Origin of the sequence: Rufibacter sp. XAAS-G3-1 (genome assembly GCF_013623775.1) — a bacterium.
Classification (GTDB): domain Bacteria; phylum Bacteroidota; class Bacteroidia; order Cytophagales; family Hymenobacteraceae; genus Nibribacter.
The window spans coordinates 177,094-198,280 of sequence record NZ_JABFAM010000003.1 but is presented as its reverse complement, the minus strand read 5'-3'; the positions used below and the strand labels follow the sequence as shown (position 1 = coordinate 198,280).

Sequence of the window (21,187 nt, the reverse complement as noted above, 5' to 3'; positions counted from 1 at the left end):
TGTTAACCTTTTCCTGCCTTCCCCTGCGTGTAATAGAAAGACTAATTTGTTGGCACTTTTGGAGCATAAGGATCTTGATGGGTAGAATAGGTCTGGTCTTCGTAAATTAAGAGCTTGTTTACATTTGAGGTTTGCTGGCGAAAACGGCCAGAGAAAGGTTCTGCGGAAGCGTTTTTCTCGCAGCGTAGCAGCGCTACGGTACTAGGAAAAGGTGAACGCAGGTTCTTTTTATGGTCGTTTGTAGCGCAAAGATGAAATTTAAACAAGCTCTAAAATGTACTTTCCGTTGTGGAATCTTTGATAATCTATGCTGAAGTTTTTGTCTGTATAAAGTTCTTCTCCGCTTAGGCTAAAAAAGGTGACTTTCTCTGTTGGTTTAAGAAAGAGGCTCTGGATCTTCCTTAACCTTTGCATGTCCTTTTCCTTAAAATTTGGAGGAAAAGTTGTGTCAATGTCAGGTGTTTTGATAAATACTAACATATTCTCAACAAAGGTGTAATAGCTTGGATAGGCTAAATATGCCTTTTCCTCTTTCTTTTGATCCTTGAGCCTACTGAAGTTCGTATTGATATAATAGCTCCTAATAATTCGTTTATTGTAGGGATTATATTCATCTGGAGGGCTTATAGAAACTACTATATGTCCATAGCCCTTGCTGAAAAGGGTATCTTTCAGCCTTTGTTCTGAGATGAATTTGATGATTTCCTTAGTTAGTACTGTATCTATGATTTCTATTTCCCGGATAGCCAGAGCATTATCCTTTTTGTTTTGATGGATGAGCTTGTCTATTCTATTTTGTATCTGGGTGCTTTGCGAGCAAGAAGCACTTAGGAAAACTAGAAAGAATATAAAGTAGAGGAGTAAAACTTTCATGTTTTATTAGGTGAGACTTGAGGTGTTTTAGGTATTCTACTACTAAATAAACAAAGCAGGGGCATCTGTAATAAGCATCCCTGCTTTGTTTATTTAGTAGTAGAATAGACTTGGATTAAGTACTTTTTAACAAGTTTTATATGGCTTATACGTCCGGAAGGTAAGTTTTCTATGCATGAACCCAACTGCTCCAAGTGATTACTGGGAGCAGTTGGGTTCATTTTTTCAAATGTCAATAATCTTCGTGCTGTTTAAAATATATTGGTCTTACCTTGTATAAATGTAACGTATTCTTACTTGGTTCTACCTCAACTATGAAGAAAACATACTGGTTAAGGTATGGGAAAGGACGTATATGTACATCTTCGGCGACCTGCATGTAATGGGTAAACTTTAATTTTTTAAGAAAGGATTTATCTTCTTTTATGCAATTCCCTTGATGGTAAGAAAATGAAAGTTGATTGAACATGAAATCTAATAGGTTAGGTGTATGGTATATGAATACACTACTTGTTTTACTTGCTTCTCTTCTCTCTGCTTGCATACTTCCATCATTCTGAAATAAGATAAAGATTGTGTCTTGCACGGTAGAAGTTTGGCTAAAAGCCTTGTTACAGGTAAAAAGCACAAAAAAAAAGATGAGGAATTTACTTTTTTTGCCCATTTTATTTTATAAATATTATTTATAGCAGTCAAATTTTTTAGCACTAATGAATTTACTCCATTGTGTCATATATTCTGTTTCTTTACCCTTAGCTGTTACCTCTTGTTGCCAATAATATGAATCACTTGTGCCTTTAAGTGCCATAGCTCTGTACGGCTCTAAACTACTTCCTATTTCCTGAAATGTTAGAGGGTAATTCTCCTGTACGAATTCCCGCAGCCCCTCGGCCATTTGGTCAGTGTGACTGGCGAAAAAATCGTGGGTGAGCCGTTGCAAATTATTGTTTGAACCTTCTGTAGCGTCAATATAACCAATGAGCTCCTGTAAAGTCATATCATCCACGTGCTTTGGTCAACTGGAGACAACATCGGTGCCTAGCACTGATACGGCGTGTTCCCTGAGCTGCGCATGGAAGGCCTCGTGAAAGAACGTTGCCGTAGTCCAGAGAGCGTGCTGTATTTCACCGATATTCTTATTAAGTGTGATATAGTAGTTGTTCCCTGTCCGCAAGGTGGTGCCTTCTCCCGAGGTGGCTCCCAGTCTGAAGGTGAGGTTAATCTGGTTATTTGCTTTGAAGGCAGTAAGCATATTGTTGAAAGAGGAGTTTCCTTGAATAAGTGCCTCATAAATACAATCGATCTTGGGGCTTTGAGTGATAGTCGAGTCTTTGATTACATTATAGCTAGGTTGTGGTTTAGGCTCCGTGTCGCCGTCCCCTCCGCTGCTGCCAGTTCCGCCGTAGCCGCCGTCATTAGCGTTATGAGGAACCGTTTCCTCTGTGTAATCGCAGAGATTTACATAGGTGATATTGGTGTACTTATGGTAGCAATTGTCCCCCACGCACACCCAGCCACTATTTTGCTCCAGCGGCACAGAAAAGCAGCCGGACCGGGCTTGGCTCGGGGATACGCTTCCGGCACTTCCCTTCCTAGCCACCTTGCTTATCTTGCCCTGCGCGTAGTAGTAGCCGTTGACGAACTCCCCGCTTAAGTTGGTGTAGAACAACAAGCCGGTGAAGTCCTGGGGCACGTTTCGGTACCCGAAGTCCCGCGGGGCCTTGCCGTCTGCCGAGTAGGCGTGCATGAGGGCGGCGAAGATTTCTCCCGTTCGCCTATCTTTCAGCACCAGTCCCTTGCTGAGGCCATTCACGGTGGTGCCGTAGCCCTTGAGCAGGAACCCGGGCCGGCTCTCAAATGTAGCAGATGCGTTCACCACGTAGTAGTTCTTGTCCTCCGAGGCTGTGGCCTTGCTCCAGTCTGGGGTGAAGACGTAGGGCTTATGCTTGGCCCTCTTGTTGGCGGCGGCAGACGGCTTGCCTGCGCCGCTGGCCGCAAACCATTCACGGGCCTGCTGCACGGTAAGCCCGTTCATATTTTCAGCTAATTCAGTCACGGGGTCATCTTGCTGGCATCCCCCAAATAGAAGTAAAAAGGCCATCAGAGCCAATAGGTAAAAGTTTTGATTTCGCATATTGAATTTTGGTTAAGTTTAGGTAGGATTAAATATGCTCAGCCAAAAACAAAGGAAACTTTGGGTTAAAACGTAACAAGGCTTTTTGGCCTTAGTAGCACTGCAAATACGGGGTAAAACGTCTATAAAAGACTATTAAGCAAGAAAGTATGGTTAAAAGGATGAAGGGAAAGGGTATTTTTTGACATTCGGGCCCTAATGGAAATACCTGCCTAGGTTCCCACTAGGGACTGTTTTAAGCCCTCTTTTCCCAAAACACCTTCCAAATGCAACCACCAAAAGCTCCCCTCTCCGCGGGAGAGGGGCCGGGGGTGAGGTCTCCTACGGCACCGGGTCGTACCCATGCCCGCCCCAGGGTTGGCAGCGGCCAATCCGTTTCAGGGCCATCCAGCCGCCTTTGAACGGGCCGTACTTCACAATAGCCTGGTGCGCGTAGGCCGAGCAGGTGGGCGTGAAGCGGCAACTGCCGGGCGTGAGCGGCGAAATCATATAGCGGTACACCCACACAATCCCCAGAAAAAGGTGCTTGAAAAGCCAGTTAATTACCTGCATATGCTGCTAGTTTCGGGAAAAAAAGGCACAAATCCTTACCTTTGGGTTTTCTAACAAACAAACGTTATGCTTAAAAAGATCTATAGTTTACTCCTGGTGGGTTGCCTGGGCTTGTCTATGAGCGCCCGCGCCGATGAGGGCATGTGGTTGCCGCTGCTGGTAAAGCGCCTCAACCACGTGGATATGCAGAAACAAGGGCTGCAACTAACCGCCGAGGAAATCTACAACGTGAACAACGCCAGCCTCAAAGATGCCATTGTGCAGTTTGGCGGCTTCTGTACCGGTGAGTTCGTGTCCAAAGAAGGCCTGTTGCTCACCAACCACCACTGCGGGTATGATGCCATCGCTTCAAACTCCACACCGCAGGACAACATCCTCAAAAATGGTTTCTGGGCCATGACCCGCCAGCAGGAAAAGAAAAACGAAGGCCTGTTCGTAGACATTCTGGTGCGCATGGAAGACGTGACCGGCCAGGTGCTGCAAGGCATTACGCCGCAAACGCTTGAGCAGGAGCGGAGCCGTCTGGTAGCCGAGCGTTCCAAGTCCATTGCTGATGCGGCCAAGAACAACGGCCAATACGTGAGTTACGTCCGCGATTTCTTCAATGGCAACGAGTTCTATATGTTCGTGTACGAGCGTTTCTCTGATGTGCGCCTGGTAGGAACCCCGCCGGAAAGCATCGGGAAATTCGGGGGCGACACCGATAACTGGATGTGGCCGCGCCATACCGGTGACTTCTCTATGTTCCGGGTGTACATGAGCCCAGACGGGAAGCCCGCCACCTATTCTGAAAAGAACGTGCCGTACCGTCCTAAGCACCACCTGCCGGTTTCCATGAGCCCCGTGAAAGAAGGCGACTTCTCCATGGTGTTCGGGTTTCCGGGCCGTACCACTCGCTTCATGGCCGGTTCTGGCTTAGGCATGGCGGTGGAACAGTCTAACCCCGCCCGTATCAAATTGCGTGAGCGCCGCCTGGCTTTAATGAAAGAAGCCATGGACGCCTCACCCGCCGACCGCCTCAAACTGGCTTCCAACTACGCCAGCATCAGCAACTACTACAAATACTACATCGGGCAGAACGAAGGCATCAAGCGCATGAAAACGCTGAACAAGAAAGCCGCCGAAGAGAAAGCCTTCCAGGAATGGGCCAACGGCAACGCCAACCGCAAATCTCTTTACGGCTCTGCCTTGGCAGATATCAACGCCTCGTACGCCGGACAGCGCGCTTATAACCTATCGGCCATCTACCGCACCGAGGCTGCTTTGGCGCCGCAATTGATCGCACACGCCTATCAATACACGCCGCTCTACAATATGCTCAAAGCCGGTAACGTAGACAAAGCCAAACTACAGGAACTGACCTCGGCCTACAAAGACATGAACCAGGAGTTCTACGCCAGCTACGTGCCGTCTTCTGACCAGAAGATCTTCGCCGAGCTGATGCAGATGTACTACCACGATGTACCTAAAGCGCAGCACGCCGATATCTTCAAAGACCTGACTTCAACCTACAAAGGCGATTTCAAGAAATGGGCCGCCGATGTGTACAGCAAATCCCTGCTTTCTTCTGAGGCCAAAGCCAACGCATTTTTAGCTAATCCAACGCTGAAAGCCTTAGAAACTGACCCGGCGTTCAAATTCATGCGCGCCGTGCAAACCAACTACCAGGAGAACATCCTCCCCAAACTGAACGAGTACAACGCTGCTTTGGGTCGGGCCAACCGTCTGTACGTAGCCGGTCTGCGCGAAATGCACCCCAACAAGGTGTTCTACCCAGACGCCAATTCTACCCTGCGCCTGAGCTACGGTACCGTCAAAGGCTATGAGCCCCGTGACGGCGTAGAATACAAATACTATACAACCATGGATGGCCTGGCCGAGAAAGAAGACCCTACCAACCCAGAGTTCATCGTGCCCGCCAAACTCATGGAACTTTACCACAAGAAAGACTACGGCCGCTACGGCGAGAACGGGGAGCTGCGCGTAGGCTTCATCACCAACAATGACATCACGGGCGGTAACTCCGGTTCACCTGTCATCAACGGCCGCGGCGAGTTGATAGGCTTGGCCTTTGACGGTAACTGGGAAGCCATGACCGGCGACCTGGTCTTTGACCCCGAGTACAAGCGCTGCATCAACGTAGACATCAAATACGTGCTCTTCGTGATAGACAAACTCTCCGGCGCCGGTCACCTGGTAAACGAGATGACCCTGGTAGACAAAGGCAACCCCAACACCACTTTTAACCCGGCCATCAATGACGTGAAGATGGACGGTAAAATGGAGATTGAGACGCCCGAAGGCCAGATCAAAATCAAGAAAAAACGCAACGAGACCAAAATCAAGAAGGAAACCAAAAAGCAGAAGAGCTAAGAGCTTGTTTACATTTGAGGTTTGCCGGCGAAAATGGCTAGAGAAAGGTTTTGTGGAAGCGTTTTTTGAGCCGCGTAGCAGCGCTACTCAACCGCGAACGCAGGTTCTTTTTAGGATTGTTTGCAGCGCAAAGATGAAATTTAGACAAGCTCTAAGCCGTTTCTGGCTTAATTTTCAAAAGATAGACCTAAAACGCCCGGAGATTTCTCCGGGCGTTTTTTATTGCTTGTGCCTGGAGGTAAGTATGGACACCACATTAGTTTGACCTATTTTTTTGTTGTCATCCTGGGAGGATCTTAGTAGCGAGCGGTACTAGTGCTCCAGTAAAGCTATTCTAGGTTGCCGGACAGAAAGGCTTATTTCTAGCCTGTTTGCCGGAAAGAAGACCATAAACGCCGCAATAGGCTAGTTCCTGGCAAGGCACGCGCGAGTCCTCCAGACACTCCGAAGTCTAGGACGCAACCAGCGTCTCCGCCATTCTCTTTACTGGCGCGAGTTTCCAACTCGTGCCTACGGGTGATGGGTAGTCTCTGACCACTTCACTGCACCGCAGCGAAAGCGGGGTACCTGATTATTCAATGACCTACTATAGCGCAGATTTATTTCTGCCCTTGTCTACAAAACATAAGTGTTAATCAGAGTCTCAAAACTATTTTGAAACTTTCTACCAATAAGTAGCACTTTGTAAATACAAGTTCGTAGTAGAAGCATTCGCCAATTCCCATCTGCCTATGCCTCCATTGTTACGCTACAGCCTGTTGCTTACCTTTTTAGGTCATTCCTTTTACCTCCAGGGGCAAATCAGTAGTTCAGCGGTAGGTGCCAGGGCCGTAAGTGTAGGCGGAGCTGCCGTTGCTTTAACAGACGTCTGGTCACTGAGCAATAATCCGGCGGGCATGGCGGCCCTGGAACACCTGGAAGTAGGTGCCTACGCGCACAACCGCTTTTCCATCGAAGAACTCACTACGGTAGGGCTGTTGGCTGTGTACCCACTCACGAAGTTAGGAGCCGTGGGAATTGACGTACAGCGGTTCGGCGGAGATTTATACAATGAACAGCGGTTAGGCATCGGGTTGGCGCATCAACTGGGCGTAGTTCGGCTAGGCCTGAAGGCCGATGTACTACAGGTGCGGGTAAAGGAGTGGGGCAGCCGCAAAGCGGTGGCGCTGAGCATGGGAATCCAGTCAGAAGTAATACCCGGACTTACGTTTGGGGCTCACATCTACAACCTGAACCAGGCCAAACTGGCGGAGTTTGAAGACGAGCGGGTGCCCACCGTCATGAAGATTGGCTTGGGTTTTCAGGCCGCCACCAAGGTCTTGCTGGTGCTGGAGGCCGAAAAGGAGTTGGAGCATCCGGTGGCCGTGAAAGGCGGCATTGAGTACCGGTTGTTACCCGCGTTGGGCTTGCGCACCGGCTTCAACTCGGGCACCAGGGCAGGCACGGCGGGCGTAGATGTCAGGTTCAAACAGTTTCAGGTGGCGTATGCGTTGGGCGCGCAGAACCAGTTGGGCATGAGCAATTACTTGTCAGTGGGGTATCAGCTGAAAAAAGAGCCGCAGCCATGAAGTGCGGTTTTTGGCTTGTTTTCCTGATAATAGGCCTGAAACAGGTGGCCGTAGGGCAAGAGGTGCCTCGCCCGGCGGTAGACGTGGAACTGCTGGTGCAGGAGCTTTTCGCGCAGCAGGACGATGAGAACACCGTGGCCCATGAAGACCTCTATGAAACCCTGCTCCAGTATTACCGCCAGCCCTTAGACCTCAACCGTGCCTCCCGCGAGGAACTCCGCAGCCTTTTCCTGCTTTCCGAAGGGCAAATTTCCGCGCTCCTCCAGCACATTCAGGACAATGGCCGTCTCCTCAGTCTTTATGAACTACAGGCTATTCCCGGGTTTGACCTCATCTCTATCCGAAGGCTATTGCCTTTTGTGACGGTGCAGTCGCTGGGGCAGCTTGGGCAGCGGCCCTGGCGGGAACGCTTGAAAAACGCCGCTAACCATTCGCTGCTTCTTCGGTACGACCGTACCTTGCAGGAGCGCCGCGGCTACACGCCGCCCGAGGGCCGTTCCACTACCCGTTACCTGGGTTCGCCAGACAAATACCTGCTGCGGTACCGCCTCAGCCATCCGCGCGATTTCAGCTTCGGCGTCACCGCCGAGAAAGATGCGGGCGAGCCCTTCACGTGGAACCCAGCGCAACGGCTCTATGGGTTTGATTTTCTCTCGGCGCACGCCCAATTGTATGACCGGGGAGCTTTCAAAACCATCGCCCTAGGCGATTACCAGTTACAGTTTGGGCAGGGCCTGTTACTTTCCAGCGGTTTGAGTGTGGGCAAAGGCAGTGAGACCATCACCACCGTGCGGCGCAGCCAACTGGGCATTAGGCCGCACACGTCCAGCCTGGAGACTAATTTCTTCAGAGGGGCGGCCGCTACCCACCGCTGGCGGAGGCTGGAAACCACCCTTTTCTATTCTAACCGAAGAACGGATGCCGCGGCGGGTGATGCCTTAGCAGAAGACACTACTTTGCTGACGCTGGGGGGGCTGCAAACCTCGGGCCTGCACCGTACGCCTACGGAGTTCAAGAACCGGCAACGGGCGCGGGAGCAGGTAATGGGCGGAAATATCACGTTCCGTAATCCAAGGCAGACGTTTAGCATGGGCGTGACCGCTTTGCATACGTCGTTTGATATGGCGCTGCAGCAAAAACCGGAACCCTACAACCTGTTCACCTTCAGCGGGAACCGGAATACGGCGGTGGGACTGCATTACAGCTATCTCTGGCAAAATTTCAACTTCTTCGGGGAAACGGCGCGTTCCGGTGACGGTGGGGTGGGCACGGTGAACGGGGTGTTGGCGAGTCTGTCAGAGAAAGTAGAGGTGGCCCTGCTGTATAGGTATTACGCCCGTGATTTCCAGACGCTGTACGGCGCGGCGTTCGGGGAAGGCAGCCGGAACCAGAATGAAAGCGGCCTTTACACGGGCCTCAAGCTGAAACTGAGCAACCGCTGGCAACTCACCGGCTATTATGACCGCTTCTCCTTTCCCTGGCTCCGCTACCGCATAGACGCCCCCTCCACCGGCGAAGAATACTTGCTGCGCCTGCAGTTCATGCCTTCCAAATCAACGCTCCTTTACGGGCAGTACCAGTATGAGCGCAAAGCCCGCAACGAGACCATTGCCGGCGAAGCCTTACGCTGGGTCACCGAAACGCACGCGCACCGTTACCTGCTGCTGCTGGATGTAAGCCCGTTGCCTTTTCTGCGGTTGCGTTCCAGAATACAGGCAAGCCAATTTAGGCAGACCGGCCCCCGCCGCACCGGTTACTTCACGGCGCAGGATGTGAGTTGGGAGCACGGCAACACTCGCCTCAGCGCCCGTTACGCCCTCTTTGACACCGATGACTATGACACCCGCCTCTACGTGCCCGAGCAGGATGTGCTGTATGCTTTCTCCATTCCGGTGTTCACGGGGCGGGGCACCCACGTGTATTTATTGGCCCAGCAACGCATTTCCCGCCACCTGGATTTCTGGTTTAAACTCAGCCATACCCATTACCGGGCGCAAAACACCATCAGTTCAGGCTTGGAACAGATCCAAGGGCCCCAGCGCACCGATGTGCGGACGCAGGTTCGTTACCGTTTTTAGGCTGTTTTCCAGAAATGAAGGGTAAAACAGGCTTCCGCTAAGGAGTGGAACTGGAAGAAGGGCAATCCACCCGGCCATGTTGCTGTCCAAAGCCGAGGCATTTGGGTGATCAACACAGAACAGGACAGAGCATCAGCAGAAAGAATGGCAGATGCGCTCGCCCCGCTACACCACGCGTTGGGATGAGTTGCTAAAAGTGAGCTCGTAATCCGTTTTAAGCCTGTTTTGCGGAAAACGGGCTCAAAAGTTGTGTAACGTCCGTTAGTACTCAGGAAGGCAAGTTACACATAGAGCAGGCCTTTGCTTGCTTTCGCATGGGAAACAAAGTCTTTTACCTGCTGTTCATTTTTGCGCTGGCAGATCATAAGCACGTTGTCATGCTCCGCTACTATATAATCCTGCAAGCCTTGAATGACCACCAGTTTGTCCTGAGGGGTTTTGATGATGCAATTCTGGGTGTCATACAGCATGGTGTCACCGTCTATGACATTTCCCTCGGGGGTTTTGTCGGCAATGCTGTAGAGCGAATTCCAGGTGCCCACATCAGACCAGCCCAGGTCTCCTAAGATCACGTGCACGTTTTCCGCCTTTTCCATAATGCCATAATCAATAGAGACGTTTTGGCAGCGGGGGTAGGCCGCATCTATAAAGGCTTCTTCCTCAGGGGTGAGGTAAGCGGCAGTCCCCTCCTCAAAAAGATCTGCGACCTCTTTCAGGTGCATTCTGAAGGCATTCAGGATGGACTGTGCACTCCAGATGAAGATCCCGGCGTTCCAGACAAAATCGCCGCTTTCAAGAAAGGTCAGGGCCGTTTCTAAGGAGGGTTTCTCTGAAAAGGTTTTCACCTTCTTTAAACTTTGTGACGTGTCTGGCTGGTATTGGATGTAGCCGTAGCCGGTATCTGGGCGGGTGGGTTTGATGCCCAGCGTAACCAGAATATCTTCTTGGGATACAGCCTCCAAGGCCTGGTGCACACATGCTAAAAAGGCCTGCTCGCGTAGAATCACATGGTCGGCGGGGGCTACAATGATGTTGGCGCCAGGGTTTTTCTGGGCTATTTTGTAGCAGGCATAAGCAATGCAAGGGGCGGTGTTGCGTCCTATAGGTTCCTGTAGAATTTGCTCATCACTAAACTCAGGAAATTGCTCTTGTACCAGGGCTTTGTATTCTCGGTTGGTTACTATATAAACGTTTTCTTTAGGACAAACCGTGGAGAAGCGTTTTACGGTGGTTTGGATCATGCTTTCCCCAATGCCCAGAACATCATGGAACTGCTTTGGATAGTTGGTGCGGCTGAATGGCCAAAAGCGGCTCCCAATCCCCCCGGCCATAACTACTACAAAGGTATTCTCAAAAGTATAAAGCATGTGTATTAAATTTCTTATTAGTTAAGTATAAATTTAACTGAATGTTTACGGATTTAGAGACAAATATATAAAATTTTTGTTACGTTTCAAGATAATTTATTAATATTGCCAGCGGGTAGTATGTCTATCTGCTTAGAAGTGCTTGCCTGGGAATGATTTGGCTACTGCTGCTTTATTTTAGTAAGTGCTTGTTAATCAGTAGGCAAAAATGGAGATTTGCTTTCAGGATGGCTACTTTAAGAAAAGTAGAATAGTGCCTTGCAAACAGTGCGAGCGGTCAGGTTTGCAGGGGCTGGCTTATTGGGGCTAATGTAGACCAAAGGATGGGCGCCGTGTAGAAAGCTTCTGGAGACTTGCTTTGCTTATGCTTTCTTGTAGAGCAGGTTTAACCGTAGTGCGAAAAAGGTAAAGTGTGAATATATACTAAGCGTTATATTTTTTATTTAAGCAAATATCTGTTTTAATTAGTTAATCTTATGAGAATTGCAGTAGTAGGAACGGGCTACGTAGGCCTGGTGACAGGCACATGCTTCGCCGAAGTGGGTATTGATGTGACCTGTATTGACGTGAATGTCAAGAAGATCGAGGATCTGAAACAAGGCATCCTGCCCATCTACGAGCCTGGCCTGGAGGAGATGGTGCTCCGCAACGTGGAGAAAGGCCGCCTTCATTTCTCCACCAACCTGGCCTCCGCCATCAAAGGCTGCGACGCCGCGTTTATCGCCGTGGGTACGCCTCCGGGCGAGGATGGCTCGGCCGACCTTAAATACGTATTGGGCGTGGCCCGCGAGATCGGCCAGCACATGGACGACTACCTGGTGGTGGTAACCAAGAGCACCGTGCCGGTGGGCACCGCCAACAAAGTGAAGCAGGCCGTAGCCGAGGAACTGGAGAAACGCCAGTCCGCTTTAACCTACGACGTGGCTTCCAACCCTGAGTTCCTCAAGGAAGGTGCGGCCATCGATGACTTCCTGAAGCCAGACCGTATTGTGATAGGGGTGGAGAGTGAGCAGGCCGAGGAAGTAATGCGCAAGCTCTACAAGCCTTTCCTGATGAACGGCCACCCCATCATCTTCATGGACGTTCCTTCCGCTGAGATGACCAAGTATGCGGCCAACTCCATGCTGGCTACCAAAATCAGCTTCATGAACGATATCGCCAACCTGTGCGAGATCATGGGCGCCGATGTGAACATGGTGCGCCGGGGTATTGGCTCTGACAGCCGTATCGGTAACAAGTTCATCTATCCGGGTATCGGTTATGGCGGCTCTTGCTTCCCTAAGGACGTAAAAGCGTTGATTAAAACGGCCGAGGACAACGGCTATGAGATGCAGATCCTCAAAGCGGTAGAGTCGGTGAACGAGAACCAGAAGGAGGTGTTGTTCAACAAGGTGATGAAGCACTTCGGCGGAGAGATTGCCGGTAAAACGTTCGCGCTTTGGGGCCTTTCCTTCAAGCCGAAAACCGATGACATGCGTGAGGCGCCGTCTCTGGTGATCATTGACAAACTGTTGGCCGAGGGCGCCAGCGTGAAAGCCTATGATCCGGTGGCTATCAAAGAGGCCAAGCACATGATCGGGGAGAATGACAAAGTAGAGTACGCTAAAGACGAATATGAGGCGCTGATTGATGCCGACGCCTTGCTGATTGTGACCGAGTGGCCTGAATTCCGCTCGCCCAACTTCCAGGTCATTGGTAAACTATTGAAAAACAAAGTCATCATTGATGGCCGCAACATCTACGAGGCCAAAGAGCTGCAGGAACTGGGCTTCGCCTACTACGGCATCGGGGTTCAGGAGGTGCAACCGGTTATTGAGACAACAAACTAAGCATGGCAACAGAGAATAGAAAACGCGTACTGATCACCGGCGCGGCCGGTTTCCTGGGCTCGCACCTGTGCGACCGCTTCATCAAAGAGGGCTACCACGTGATCGCGATGGACAACCTCATCACCGGCGACCTGAAGAACATAGAGCACCTGTTCAAACTGGAGCAGTTCGAGTTCCACCACCATGACGTGTCCAAGTACGTGCACGTGCCGGGCCACCTGGACTACATCCTGCACTTCGCCTCACCGGCTTCGCCGATAGACTACCTCAAGATCCCTATCCAGACGCTGAAGGTAGGATCTCTGGGCACGCACAACCTGCTGGGCCTGGCCCGGGCGAAGGGTGCCCGCATGATTATCGCCTCTACCTCTGAGGTGTACGGCGACCCGGAGGTGCACCCGCAGGTGGAAGAGTACTGGGGCAACGTGAACCCGGTAGGACCCCGCGGCTGCTATGACGAAGCCAAGCGCTTCCAGGAGGCCATCACCATGGCCTACCACACGCACCACGGCGTGGAGACGCGCATTGTGCGCATCTTCAACACCTACGGCCCACGCATGCGCCTCAACGACGGCCGCGTACTGCCCGCTTTCATGAGCCAAGCGCTCAGGGGCGAGGAACTGAGCATCTTCGGCGATGGCTCGCAGACCCGTTCCTTCTGCTACGTAGACGACCTGGTAGAAGGTATCTACCGGTTGTTGCTGAGTGACTACGCCCTGCCGGTGAACATCGGGAACCCGTCTGAGGTGACCATCAAGGAGTTTGCCGAGGAAATCTGCAAGCTGACCGGGGTAGAGCTGAAACTGGGCTACCAGCCCCTGCCCGAGAACGATCCGCAGCGCCGCCGCCCCGATATCTCCAAAGCCAAGGAGATCCTGGGCTGGGAGCCGCAGGTATCCCGTTCAGAAGGGTTGAGACGCACCCTGGAGTACTTCAAAGAGCACGTGGAGACTGCGCCTACTGAGGCGCTGACTTTCTAGAAGCTAAGTTGACATAAACTTAAAGAGGGTTTACAGCCATTGGCTGTAAACCCTCTTTTGTTAGATAGTCTCAGAGAAGGAATGATTTCCCTCGCTCGTGGGACGCGAGCGAGGGTTCTGAATAGTTTATCACTACTTTTCTAGGATTACCTTTTGTTAAAAAAGGAAGCTGTTTAGAGTTTTGCGCCTGTTTTCCTAAAAACACCCTGAAAACGGCGGTACAAGCAGATGCTTGCGGCAGTGTACAAATAACGGCCTCTTGTTTTCTGCCTGTTTTCATAAAAGTAGCCTAAAAACGATGGCACTGGTTGACGCTTGCCCCAGAAGAATTGCTTTAAATGCCGGTTAATGAAAAACTCTAAACAGATTCAAGATTACAATACCTGGGCCTGTTTAGGTTTTTTCAAATCCAGTCCCTGCCGCAAGCGTTCGCTTGTGTGCGCGCGTTTTTAGGCTGTTTTTCTGAAAATGGCGTCTAAACGGAATGCCTGCTCTCCTTTAGTAGGCACAAACGGATGCTTGCCCAGAAAAACCGAGGCAAGCAAGCCAATAGTGGTGCCTTACATGAAAACTCTAAACCGCTCCGCCTGTTTAAAACAGGAGCAAGCAAGACTTGAATCTATGTCAAGTCAAACCTAAGTTTCCCCAAAGTGGGATAAGGGACAATTGTTTTATTGGCGAAACGCTAGAAGCACCCAAAAGGCAGGTACAACAATCGTTTATGAGCTGTTTCAAAGAAATCTGCCGTAAAACGTTTTGCTAAACAAACCTGAGTTCAGGGGAAAAGCCTTTAGGGCTGACAAGTACCCTCAGTAACGCAAATTGCGTCCACTAGCTGTAGATTCTCCCTTTGCGCCTGATCTTACCCCAGGAGTCTAAACCCAACAAGCACAGTATTCGGTCGTTCCCCTTTGAAGCTAATCTTGCAGGGATACTTTAGCTAACGTTGCTGTTCGGGATTTCCAATCCCGAACCACTCTGTCGGGGAATTTATCAATCCCCCTTCGGGCCAGTTGGGTAGATACGGGGACTGGTAAATCCCCCGACAGAGTCCTTTCGGATTGTTAAATCCGAAAGAGCGGGAGGAGTAAAAAACGCCTTTTCTTTCATTAAAATGGGAGAATCTGGCCCTGCTTTCCTTGGCTTGTCCCCTGACAAGCCAAAGTATATAAGTTGCAGGCTTGAATGTTTTTCTTCCGTCCCGTCAGGAGACAGGCCGGCGAAACGGGGGGAGCGGGAAAAAGCATTAGGAATGCGTGAATCTGTACGTGTAATCATTCCCTTACCCTTTCAGACCTAATCTTGTAGGGAAAACAACAAGAACGGCCCTTGCTGTTTGGGAGTTCTACTCCCAAAACTGCCTGCGGCGGAGTTCTACTCCGCCGGGAGCCCCGGGCAAAGGAGGGGGAGTGGAACTCTCCGGCAGGTTGCTTCGGGGGTGGAACTCCGGAAGAGCGGTAAAGTAGTTTGGTTTTCTGGAATTTTCAGAAAATAAATAACCGTCCTTTTCCCTACAAGATGAGCTTCAAAGGGGGACGGCCAGATACTGTGCCGGTTGTTATAGACTCATGAGGATCAGCCGCAAGGGGAGAGTCTGCCCTTAGAACGGCAATATGGGTGGGTAGAGAGCCAGACAGCTCCTGAGTTCAGCTTTCCAAGGAGATAGACACCTACCGCTTTAATGCTTCGGGAGGCATTGTAAGGTACTGGGAACGATGGTAACTGTAATTGGAACCTGTTCAGTAAAGCCTCCTGAAAATACCTTCACCCTTGCTGCGTGTTTCACCAGCAAGCGGAAAGGCCTCTGCTTCTGGATTGTTGGTGAGAAAACCAGCAAGGGCGGCTGGTTGTCTGTTCTGTAATTTGTTTGAGGTGGAACAAAATCGCTCCTAGCGGTTGATTGTTTTGTGCCAGATTTGAAGAAAAAGGCCTATAAACAGACCATCTGCGTGTCTGTAAGCCTACCCAAATCACTTTTATACAGGCAGGGCTTTTCCTGGCTGTCAGCAGATTTGGGTAATAGTAGTTGCTTGACACTGAGGTATATCCGGTGTTTCGTGGCTGCCTGGTGGAAAGCTGTGTTAATAAATTGTAAATTTTGCAAGGCCTGTAAATAGTGATTTTAATAGTTTGAAACCCTTGTAAATAGAAAATAATAGTTTTATTAAGTTGTTAACAGAAAGATTATCAGCTAGATACTTGTATTTTTTGGATCAATGTAAGAAAGGTGGGTATGGGGTGAAGTATAATCTAAACAATATAGTGAATCGTCTCAAGGATATATCGTACCTTTGCGGCATATGTGCGGTATATCAGGAATCTACGCTTTTACTCAGGAAGGCCGCTTGGCCATCCAACGTTTATCAGACTCAACTGACGCGCTGCAATTGCGCGGGCCAGACTCAAGCGGGCATTTTACCCATGGGCCGGTAGGGCTGGGGCATCGGCGGTTATCCATCATTGACGTAAGCGAGGTGGCGTGCCAGCCCATGCATACTGAGAATGAGCGCTATACCATTGTGTTTAACGGCGAGATCTTCAATTACCAGGAGCTGAAGAAACAACTCGTGGAGAAAGGACACACCTTCTTCTCGCAGTCAGATACCGAGGTACTCCTGAAGTACTACATAGAAGAAGGCCCCTCTTTCCTGAAAAAGCTGAACGGCTTCTTTGCCTTTGCTATCTATGACAAGGAAGAAGAGAGCTTGTTTGTAGCCCGGGATAGATATGGCGTAAAGCCCCTCCTGATGTTTCAGGACGAGGATAAACTGGTGTTTGCCTCAGAAATGAAGTCGCTGCTCACGTTCGGGATTCCGCGTAAGTTAGACTATGCTTCTTTGTATGAATACCTCCAGCTCAACTATATTCCGGCGCCCGCTTCCATTTTCAAGGGAGTGAAGAAAGTAATGCCCGGCCATTACCTCATGGTAGGTAAAAAGGGCAACGTGGAGGTGAAGCGTTGGTACAAGATTCCGTACGACGAGAAAAAAGTAAAGCACAGCGATCTCTCCTATGAGGCCCAGCAGAAGAAGCTGGTAGACCTCATGGACGGAGCCGTGCAACGCCGTATGATTGCCGATGTTCCCTTGGGCGCTTTCCTGAGCGGGGGCATAGACTCCTCGGCCATTGTGGCCCTGGCTTCGCGGCATACCCAGCACCTGAACACGTTCTCCATCGGGTATAAAGACGAGCCGTTCTTTGACGAGACCAAGTACGCCAAAATGGTGGCGGACAAATACAAGACCAATCATACGGTCTTCTCGCTCACCAATAATGATTTATACGAGCACCTGTTCCGAGCGCTCGACTACATAGACGAACCCTTTGCCGATTCCTCGGCCCTGGCCGTCAATATCCTTAGCCACTATACCCGCCAAAAAGTGACTGTCGCCTTGTCAGGCGATGGGGCAGATGAGCTGTTTGCTGGCTACAACAAGCACATGGCCGAGTACAAAGTGCGCCAAGGCGGATTTGCCGCCGAAACGGTTGCGGCATTATTGCCGCTGTGGGAAATGATGCCCAAATCCAGGAGCTCTTCCTTCGGTAACCGCATCCGGCAGTTCCAGCGTTTTGGCGAAGGCATGAACCTTTCTGCCAAAGACCGCTACTGGCGCTGGGCCTCTTTTGCCACCGAAGAAGACGCCAAATCTCTGCTCAGCGGGAAATCCAAAAAGATGCTCTCCAAAGATGTCTACAAGAAACGCAGGCAGAAGATTTTAAGCCATCTTTCCCAAAAAGGGGACATAAACGAGGTGCTGTTGACCGATATGCAGTTGGTTCTCCCTAATGACATGCTGACCAAAGTGGATCTAATGTCCATGGCCAACAGCCTGGAAGTACGCACGCCCTTCCTGGACTATAAAGTCGTGAACTTTGCCTTCTCTCTGCCCCAGTCTTCCAAGATTGACGGCGGCATGAAAAAGAAGATAGTACAAGACGCGTTCCGGGAAATGCTTCCCCCAGAATTGTACAAACGCCCCAAGCACGGTTTTGAGGTTCCCTTGCTAAAATGGTTCCAAAACGAACTGCGGCCCATGATCCTAGATGACCTGTTGTCCGATGCCTTCATTGAAGCCCAGGGTATTTTCAGCCTGAAAGAAATCCAGCGGCTTAAGGCGCAGCTTTTCTCCAAGAACCCTGGTGACATTCACGCCCGCATCTGGGCACTGGTAGTATTCCAGCACTGGTGGAAAAAGTGGATGGCGTAGGGTGCTAGGGAGAAGCGGAAAGTGATCAATAGTATTTTGTTAAAGCTTTTCCAATTGAAATAACAGAAATAAGAGGTGCAACCAAAAGAGCATGCCATGTTTTTACTAGGTATTGCCAAAGCAAATGAGGGTAGCAGGTCTCTAAGTCAGAGTACTTCCATGTACATGTGGATACTGCGCCACCTAGGCGGGGCTTTTAGGATAAGATTGAATATTCATGAATAAGGGAATTGTAGTACAGGCGTTAGATAGCATTGCTTATTATCTTAATAGCAAAGAAAGATGGAAGGCGATTTATATTTTTATTTTATTGTTATTCTCTTCAGTTCTAGATGTTTTTGGTCTGGCGGCCTTAATACCTATTATTATGGCTGCCTCAACACCGGGAGGGGGGAGAGATGATAAATACTTAGGGATAATCTATGAAGCTTTTAACTTTCAGAGTGAAAAAGCTTTTTTAATTTTTTTAATTCTTGGCATATTCTTTTTCTTTCTATTTAAGAATGTTTTTACCACTTGGATAAACTATAAACAAGTCCGTTTTACAGCAGATATCGCCTTGAAGGTTATTGAAAGACAATTTAGTAAATATACTAATTTGCCTTTCTGGCATTTCAATAATGAAGGATCTGCCAAACTAATCAACAATGTGCTTAATGTTCCTCAATATTTTGTTAGTGGAATAATTCGTCCCATTTTTATTTTGTTTTCAGAGATAACTATTATTTCTGTTATACTCCTAGGGATTATAGTATACCAACCAGTACTTTTTGCTGTACTAATACTTGTGTTAGCTCCAACAGCTTATCTAACGTATCAATTTCTTAAAAATAGATCTGGAAAAGTAGGTGAAAAGCTGAACGAACTTCGCCCCCCCTCTTACAGCATAATTAATAATATTTTTAATGGATTTGTTGAGTTGAAGCTAGGTGATAAAATAGAAGAGTTTAGGGGGAGATTTATGCAAAACCAAACAAAGGTGCAAGCGCTGGAAGCTAAGTCATATCTGTTCTCCTTGATTCCATTAAAGATAATAGAAATGGTGGCCATTTTAGGTGTAGTAGCTATATTTCTTCATTCTATTCTCTTTCTAGAAAACCAAAACAGTCTTATAACCATTGTAGGATTATTTGCGGCAGCTGCCTATAGATTGATGCCATCAATAAATAGATTGTTAACTTCCCTGGTTATGCTGAAACAAAATGCAGTGGCAATTCAAGAATTAAAGAGTTATCAAGAGTATGAAAAAAACCTTGATAATTCTACTGATAGAGAAACCATGTGTTTTACTAAAAGTATAAAATTTGATAACGTAAGTTTTTCTTTTCCAGGTGAAGAAAAACTTACGTTAAATAAAATTCAATTTACAATAAATAAAGGCGATAAGATTGGTTTTATAGGAGCCTCTGGGTCTGGTAAGACAACCTTGATGAATATCTTACTAAGGTTTTATCTGGAGCAACAAGGCCAAGTGTTAGTAGATGGGCAGCCTTTAACAGAAAAGAACAAGAAGGATTGGTATTCCATTGTGGGTTATGTAAAACAGAATACATTTTTGATGGAGTCAACCATTAAAGATAATATAACCTTATCAGATGAAAAAGTAGACCAGATAAGGCTGGAAGAAGCCATAGAGAAAGCTTCTTTGAGAGAATTTGTTAATTCTTTGCCAGAAGGGGTAAATACGTTCATTGGAGAGGGAGGTTCAAGGCTTTCTGGAGGACAAAAGCAAAGAATAGGAATTGCCAGAGCATTATACAAGAATACTCAGGTTCTAATTTTAGATGAAGCGACCAGCGCGCTTGATACTGTTACAGAGCGTGAGGTTAGTGAGGCCATAAGCAAGTTGTCTCAAACAGATATCACTATTTTTATCATTGCCCACCGAATAACAACGCTTAGAGATTGTGATAGAATTTTTGAGATGAAGGATGGTGAGATTATAGCAGAAAGAGCTTATAAGGATGTGGTAAAGGAAATTATATAATAATGTATTCTGTTTTGTCTTTCTGGTGTTAGAATTAAGTAGAGCCTATCTGTTGTGTGCAAATTATAGGAATTTAATAATTTAGAAAAGAGGCATTAATTAAATTGCCTACTTTTTAAATTAAAATAGAGAGATTAAAATAGAAAGTGAAATGAATATAAATGTAACAAAAGCATTTTTGCCACCCATAGAAGAGTACCAAAAATATATTGAGACAATCTTTAAAAGAGTTTGGCTTACCAATAATGGGCCTTTGTTAAATGAATTAGAGCTTAAACTGAAAGAGTATCTTCAGGTGCCTCATATGCTTTTTCTGAGTAATGGTACAGTGGCAATTCAGATTGCAATAAAAGCATTACAATTGAAGGGTGAAATAATTACTACTCCTTTTTCGTATGTAGCAACCACTTCTTCTATTGTATGGGAACAATGCAAACCAGTATTTGTAGATATAGACTCAGATACATTTAATATTGATCCGGCTAAAATAGAAGCAGCTATTACTCCTAATACTTCAGCCATTCTTGCGACACATGTTTTTGGTAATCCGTGTGAGATAGAGATAATTCAGGCTATTGCTGATAAACACGGGTTAAAGGTAATATATGATGCTGCTCATTGCTTTGGTACTACGTATAAAGGTAAATCAGTTTTTCAATATGGAGATATTAGTACCACCAGTTTTCATGCTACAAAGTTATTTCATACAGTAGAAGGTGGCGCGGTATTCACGAACCAACCCGATTTGTTGAAGAAGATGGCTTTGTTACGAAATTTTGGCCATACTTCTCCATCTACCTTTGATGGAATAGGAATTAATGCTAAAAATTCCGAATTGCATGCAGCGATGGGACTCAATGTATTAAAGTATGCTGATGAGATTAAGGCTAAACGCAAAGAGCAATGGAACTATTATAGAGAGAAACTTATCTCCCTAGATGTAAAATTTATTTCTATCACTGAAGGTACGGATTACTATAATGCATCCTATTTTCCTATTTTATTTAAAACTGAGGAGAAACTCATGCGATCAGTAGAGGCACTAAATTTACAAGGTGTTTACCCCCGAAGATATTTTTATCCATCTTTAAATCTGTTGAATTACGTAAACCCAACAAGTTGCCCCATTTCTGAGCAAACGTCAAAGATTGTCCTGTGTTTACCTTTGTATCATGATCTTTCATTGGAAGAACAGGATATGATTTGTAGAATCTTATTGAGAATACAAAATAATTAAG

At 48.0% G+C, this 21,187-nt stretch carries 13 protein-coding genes and 1 pseudogene; 9 read left to right on the top strand and 5 right to left on the bottom strand.

The window, feature by feature from the left end:
- Positions 1–258 precede the first annotated feature (258 nt).
- The 4 genes from HHO50_RS01685 to yidD form a co-directional block, all read right to left on the bottom strand.
- Positions 259–873, bottom strand: coding sequence for a hypothetical protein (locus HHO50_RS01685; protein WP_181304273.1), 615 nt, complete (start codon positions 871–873; stop codon positions 259–261).
- 679 nt (positions 874–1,552) lie between these two features.
- Positions 1,553–1,879 carry a hypothetical protein gene (locus tag HHO50_RS01680; protein ID WP_181304272.1) on the bottom strand — a complete coding sequence of 109 codons (327 nt, stop codon included), beginning with the start codon at positions 1,877–1,879 and terminating at the stop codon, positions 1,553–1,555.
- Between the two features lie 9 nt (positions 1,880–1,888).
- Positions 1,889–2,929, bottom strand: coding sequence for a hypothetical protein (locus tag HHO50_RS01675; RefSeq protein ID WP_181304271.1), 1,041 nt, complete (start codon positions 2,927–2,929; stop codon positions 1,889–1,891).
- A 399-nt stretch (positions 2,930–3,328) separates the two neighbouring features.
- A complete protein-coding gene (gene yidD, locus HHO50_RS01670; RefSeq protein WP_181304270.1) occupies positions 3,329–3,559 on the bottom strand; it encodes a membrane protein insertion efficiency factor YidD in 231 nt (76 codons plus the stop codon).
- Between the two features lie 66 nt (positions 3,560–3,625).
- On the opposite strand from yidD, the gene HHO50_RS01665 reads away from it, so the two are divergent.
- From HHO50_RS01665 to HHO50_RS21470, 4 genes and pseudogenes are all read left to right on the top strand, one after another.
- Positions 3,626–5,932 (top strand): S46 family peptidase, encoded by a 2,307-nt coding sequence (locus HHO50_RS01665; RefSeq protein ID WP_181304269.1) that lies wholly within the window; start codon positions 3,626–3,628, stop codon positions 5,930–5,932.
- A gap of 731 nt (positions 5,933–6,663) precedes the next feature.
- On the top strand, positions 6,664–7,500 hold the full coding sequence (locus HHO50_RS01660) for a hypothetical protein (protein WP_181304268.1): 837 nt from the start codon (positions 6,664–6,666) through the stop codon (positions 7,498–7,500).
- Positions 7,497–9,578: a hypothetical protein gene (locus HHO50_RS01655; RefSeq protein ID WP_181304267.1), complete on the top strand. Its 2,082-nt coding sequence runs from the start codon at positions 7,497–7,499 to the stop codon at positions 9,576–9,578. The genes HHO50_RS01660 and HHO50_RS01655 overlap by 4 nt, the downstream gene beginning before the upstream one ends.
- A gap of 139 nt (positions 9,579–9,717) precedes the next feature.
- Positions 9,718–9,786 (top strand): annotated as a pseudogene (locus HHO50_RS21470) (DUF4113 domain-containing protein); the annotation flags it as partial.
- Positions 9,787–9,859: 73 nt separating this feature from the next.
- On the opposite strand, the gene HHO50_RS01645 reads toward HHO50_RS21470, so the two are convergent.
- The gene (locus tag HHO50_RS01645) at positions 9,860–10,945 is read right to left on the bottom strand and encodes a mannose-1-phosphate guanylyltransferase (RefSeq protein ID WP_255478550.1); all 1,086 of its coding nucleotides are present in this window, start codon (positions 10,943–10,945) and stop codon (positions 9,860–9,862) included.
- Positions 10,946–11,421: 476 nt separating this feature from the next.
- Between HHO50_RS01645 and HHO50_RS01640 the strand changes: the two genes are divergently transcribed.
- The 5 genes from HHO50_RS01640 to HHO50_RS01620 all read left to right on the top strand — a co-directional run bounded on the left by HHO50_RS01640 (position 11,422) and on the right by HHO50_RS01620 (position 21,186).
- Positions 11,422–12,774 (top strand): UDP-glucose/GDP-mannose dehydrogenase family protein, encoded by a 1,353-nt coding sequence (locus HHO50_RS01640; RefSeq protein WP_181304266.1) that lies wholly within the window; start codon positions 11,422–11,424, stop codon positions 12,772–12,774.
- A 2-nt stretch (positions 12,775–12,776) separates the two neighbouring features.
- The gene (locus HHO50_RS01635; RefSeq protein ID WP_181304265.1) at positions 12,777–13,754 is read left to right on the top strand and encodes a UDP-glucuronic acid decarboxylase family protein; all 978 of its coding nucleotides are present in this window, start codon (positions 12,777–12,779) and stop codon (positions 13,752–13,754) included.
- A gap of 2,300 nt (positions 13,755–16,054) precedes the next feature.
- Positions 16,055–17,962, top strand: a complete 1,908-nt coding sequence (gene asnB / locus HHO50_RS01630; protein WP_181304264.1) for an asparagine synthase (glutamine-hydrolyzing) — start codon at positions 16,055–16,057, stop codon at positions 17,960–17,962.
- Between the two features lie 217 nt (positions 17,963–18,179).
- On the top strand, positions 18,180–19,949 hold the full coding sequence (locus tag HHO50_RS01625; RefSeq protein WP_181304263.1) for an ABC transporter ATP-binding protein: 1,770 nt from the start codon (positions 18,180–18,182) through the stop codon (positions 19,947–19,949).
- A 151-nt stretch (positions 19,950–20,100) separates the two neighbouring features.
- Positions 20,101–21,186 carry a DegT/DnrJ/EryC1/StrS aminotransferase family protein gene (locus HHO50_RS01620; protein WP_181304262.1) on the top strand — a complete coding sequence of 362 codons (1,086 nt, stop codon included), beginning with the start codon at positions 20,101–20,103 and terminating at the stop codon, positions 21,184–21,186.
- Position 21,187: the final 1 nt, after the last annotated feature.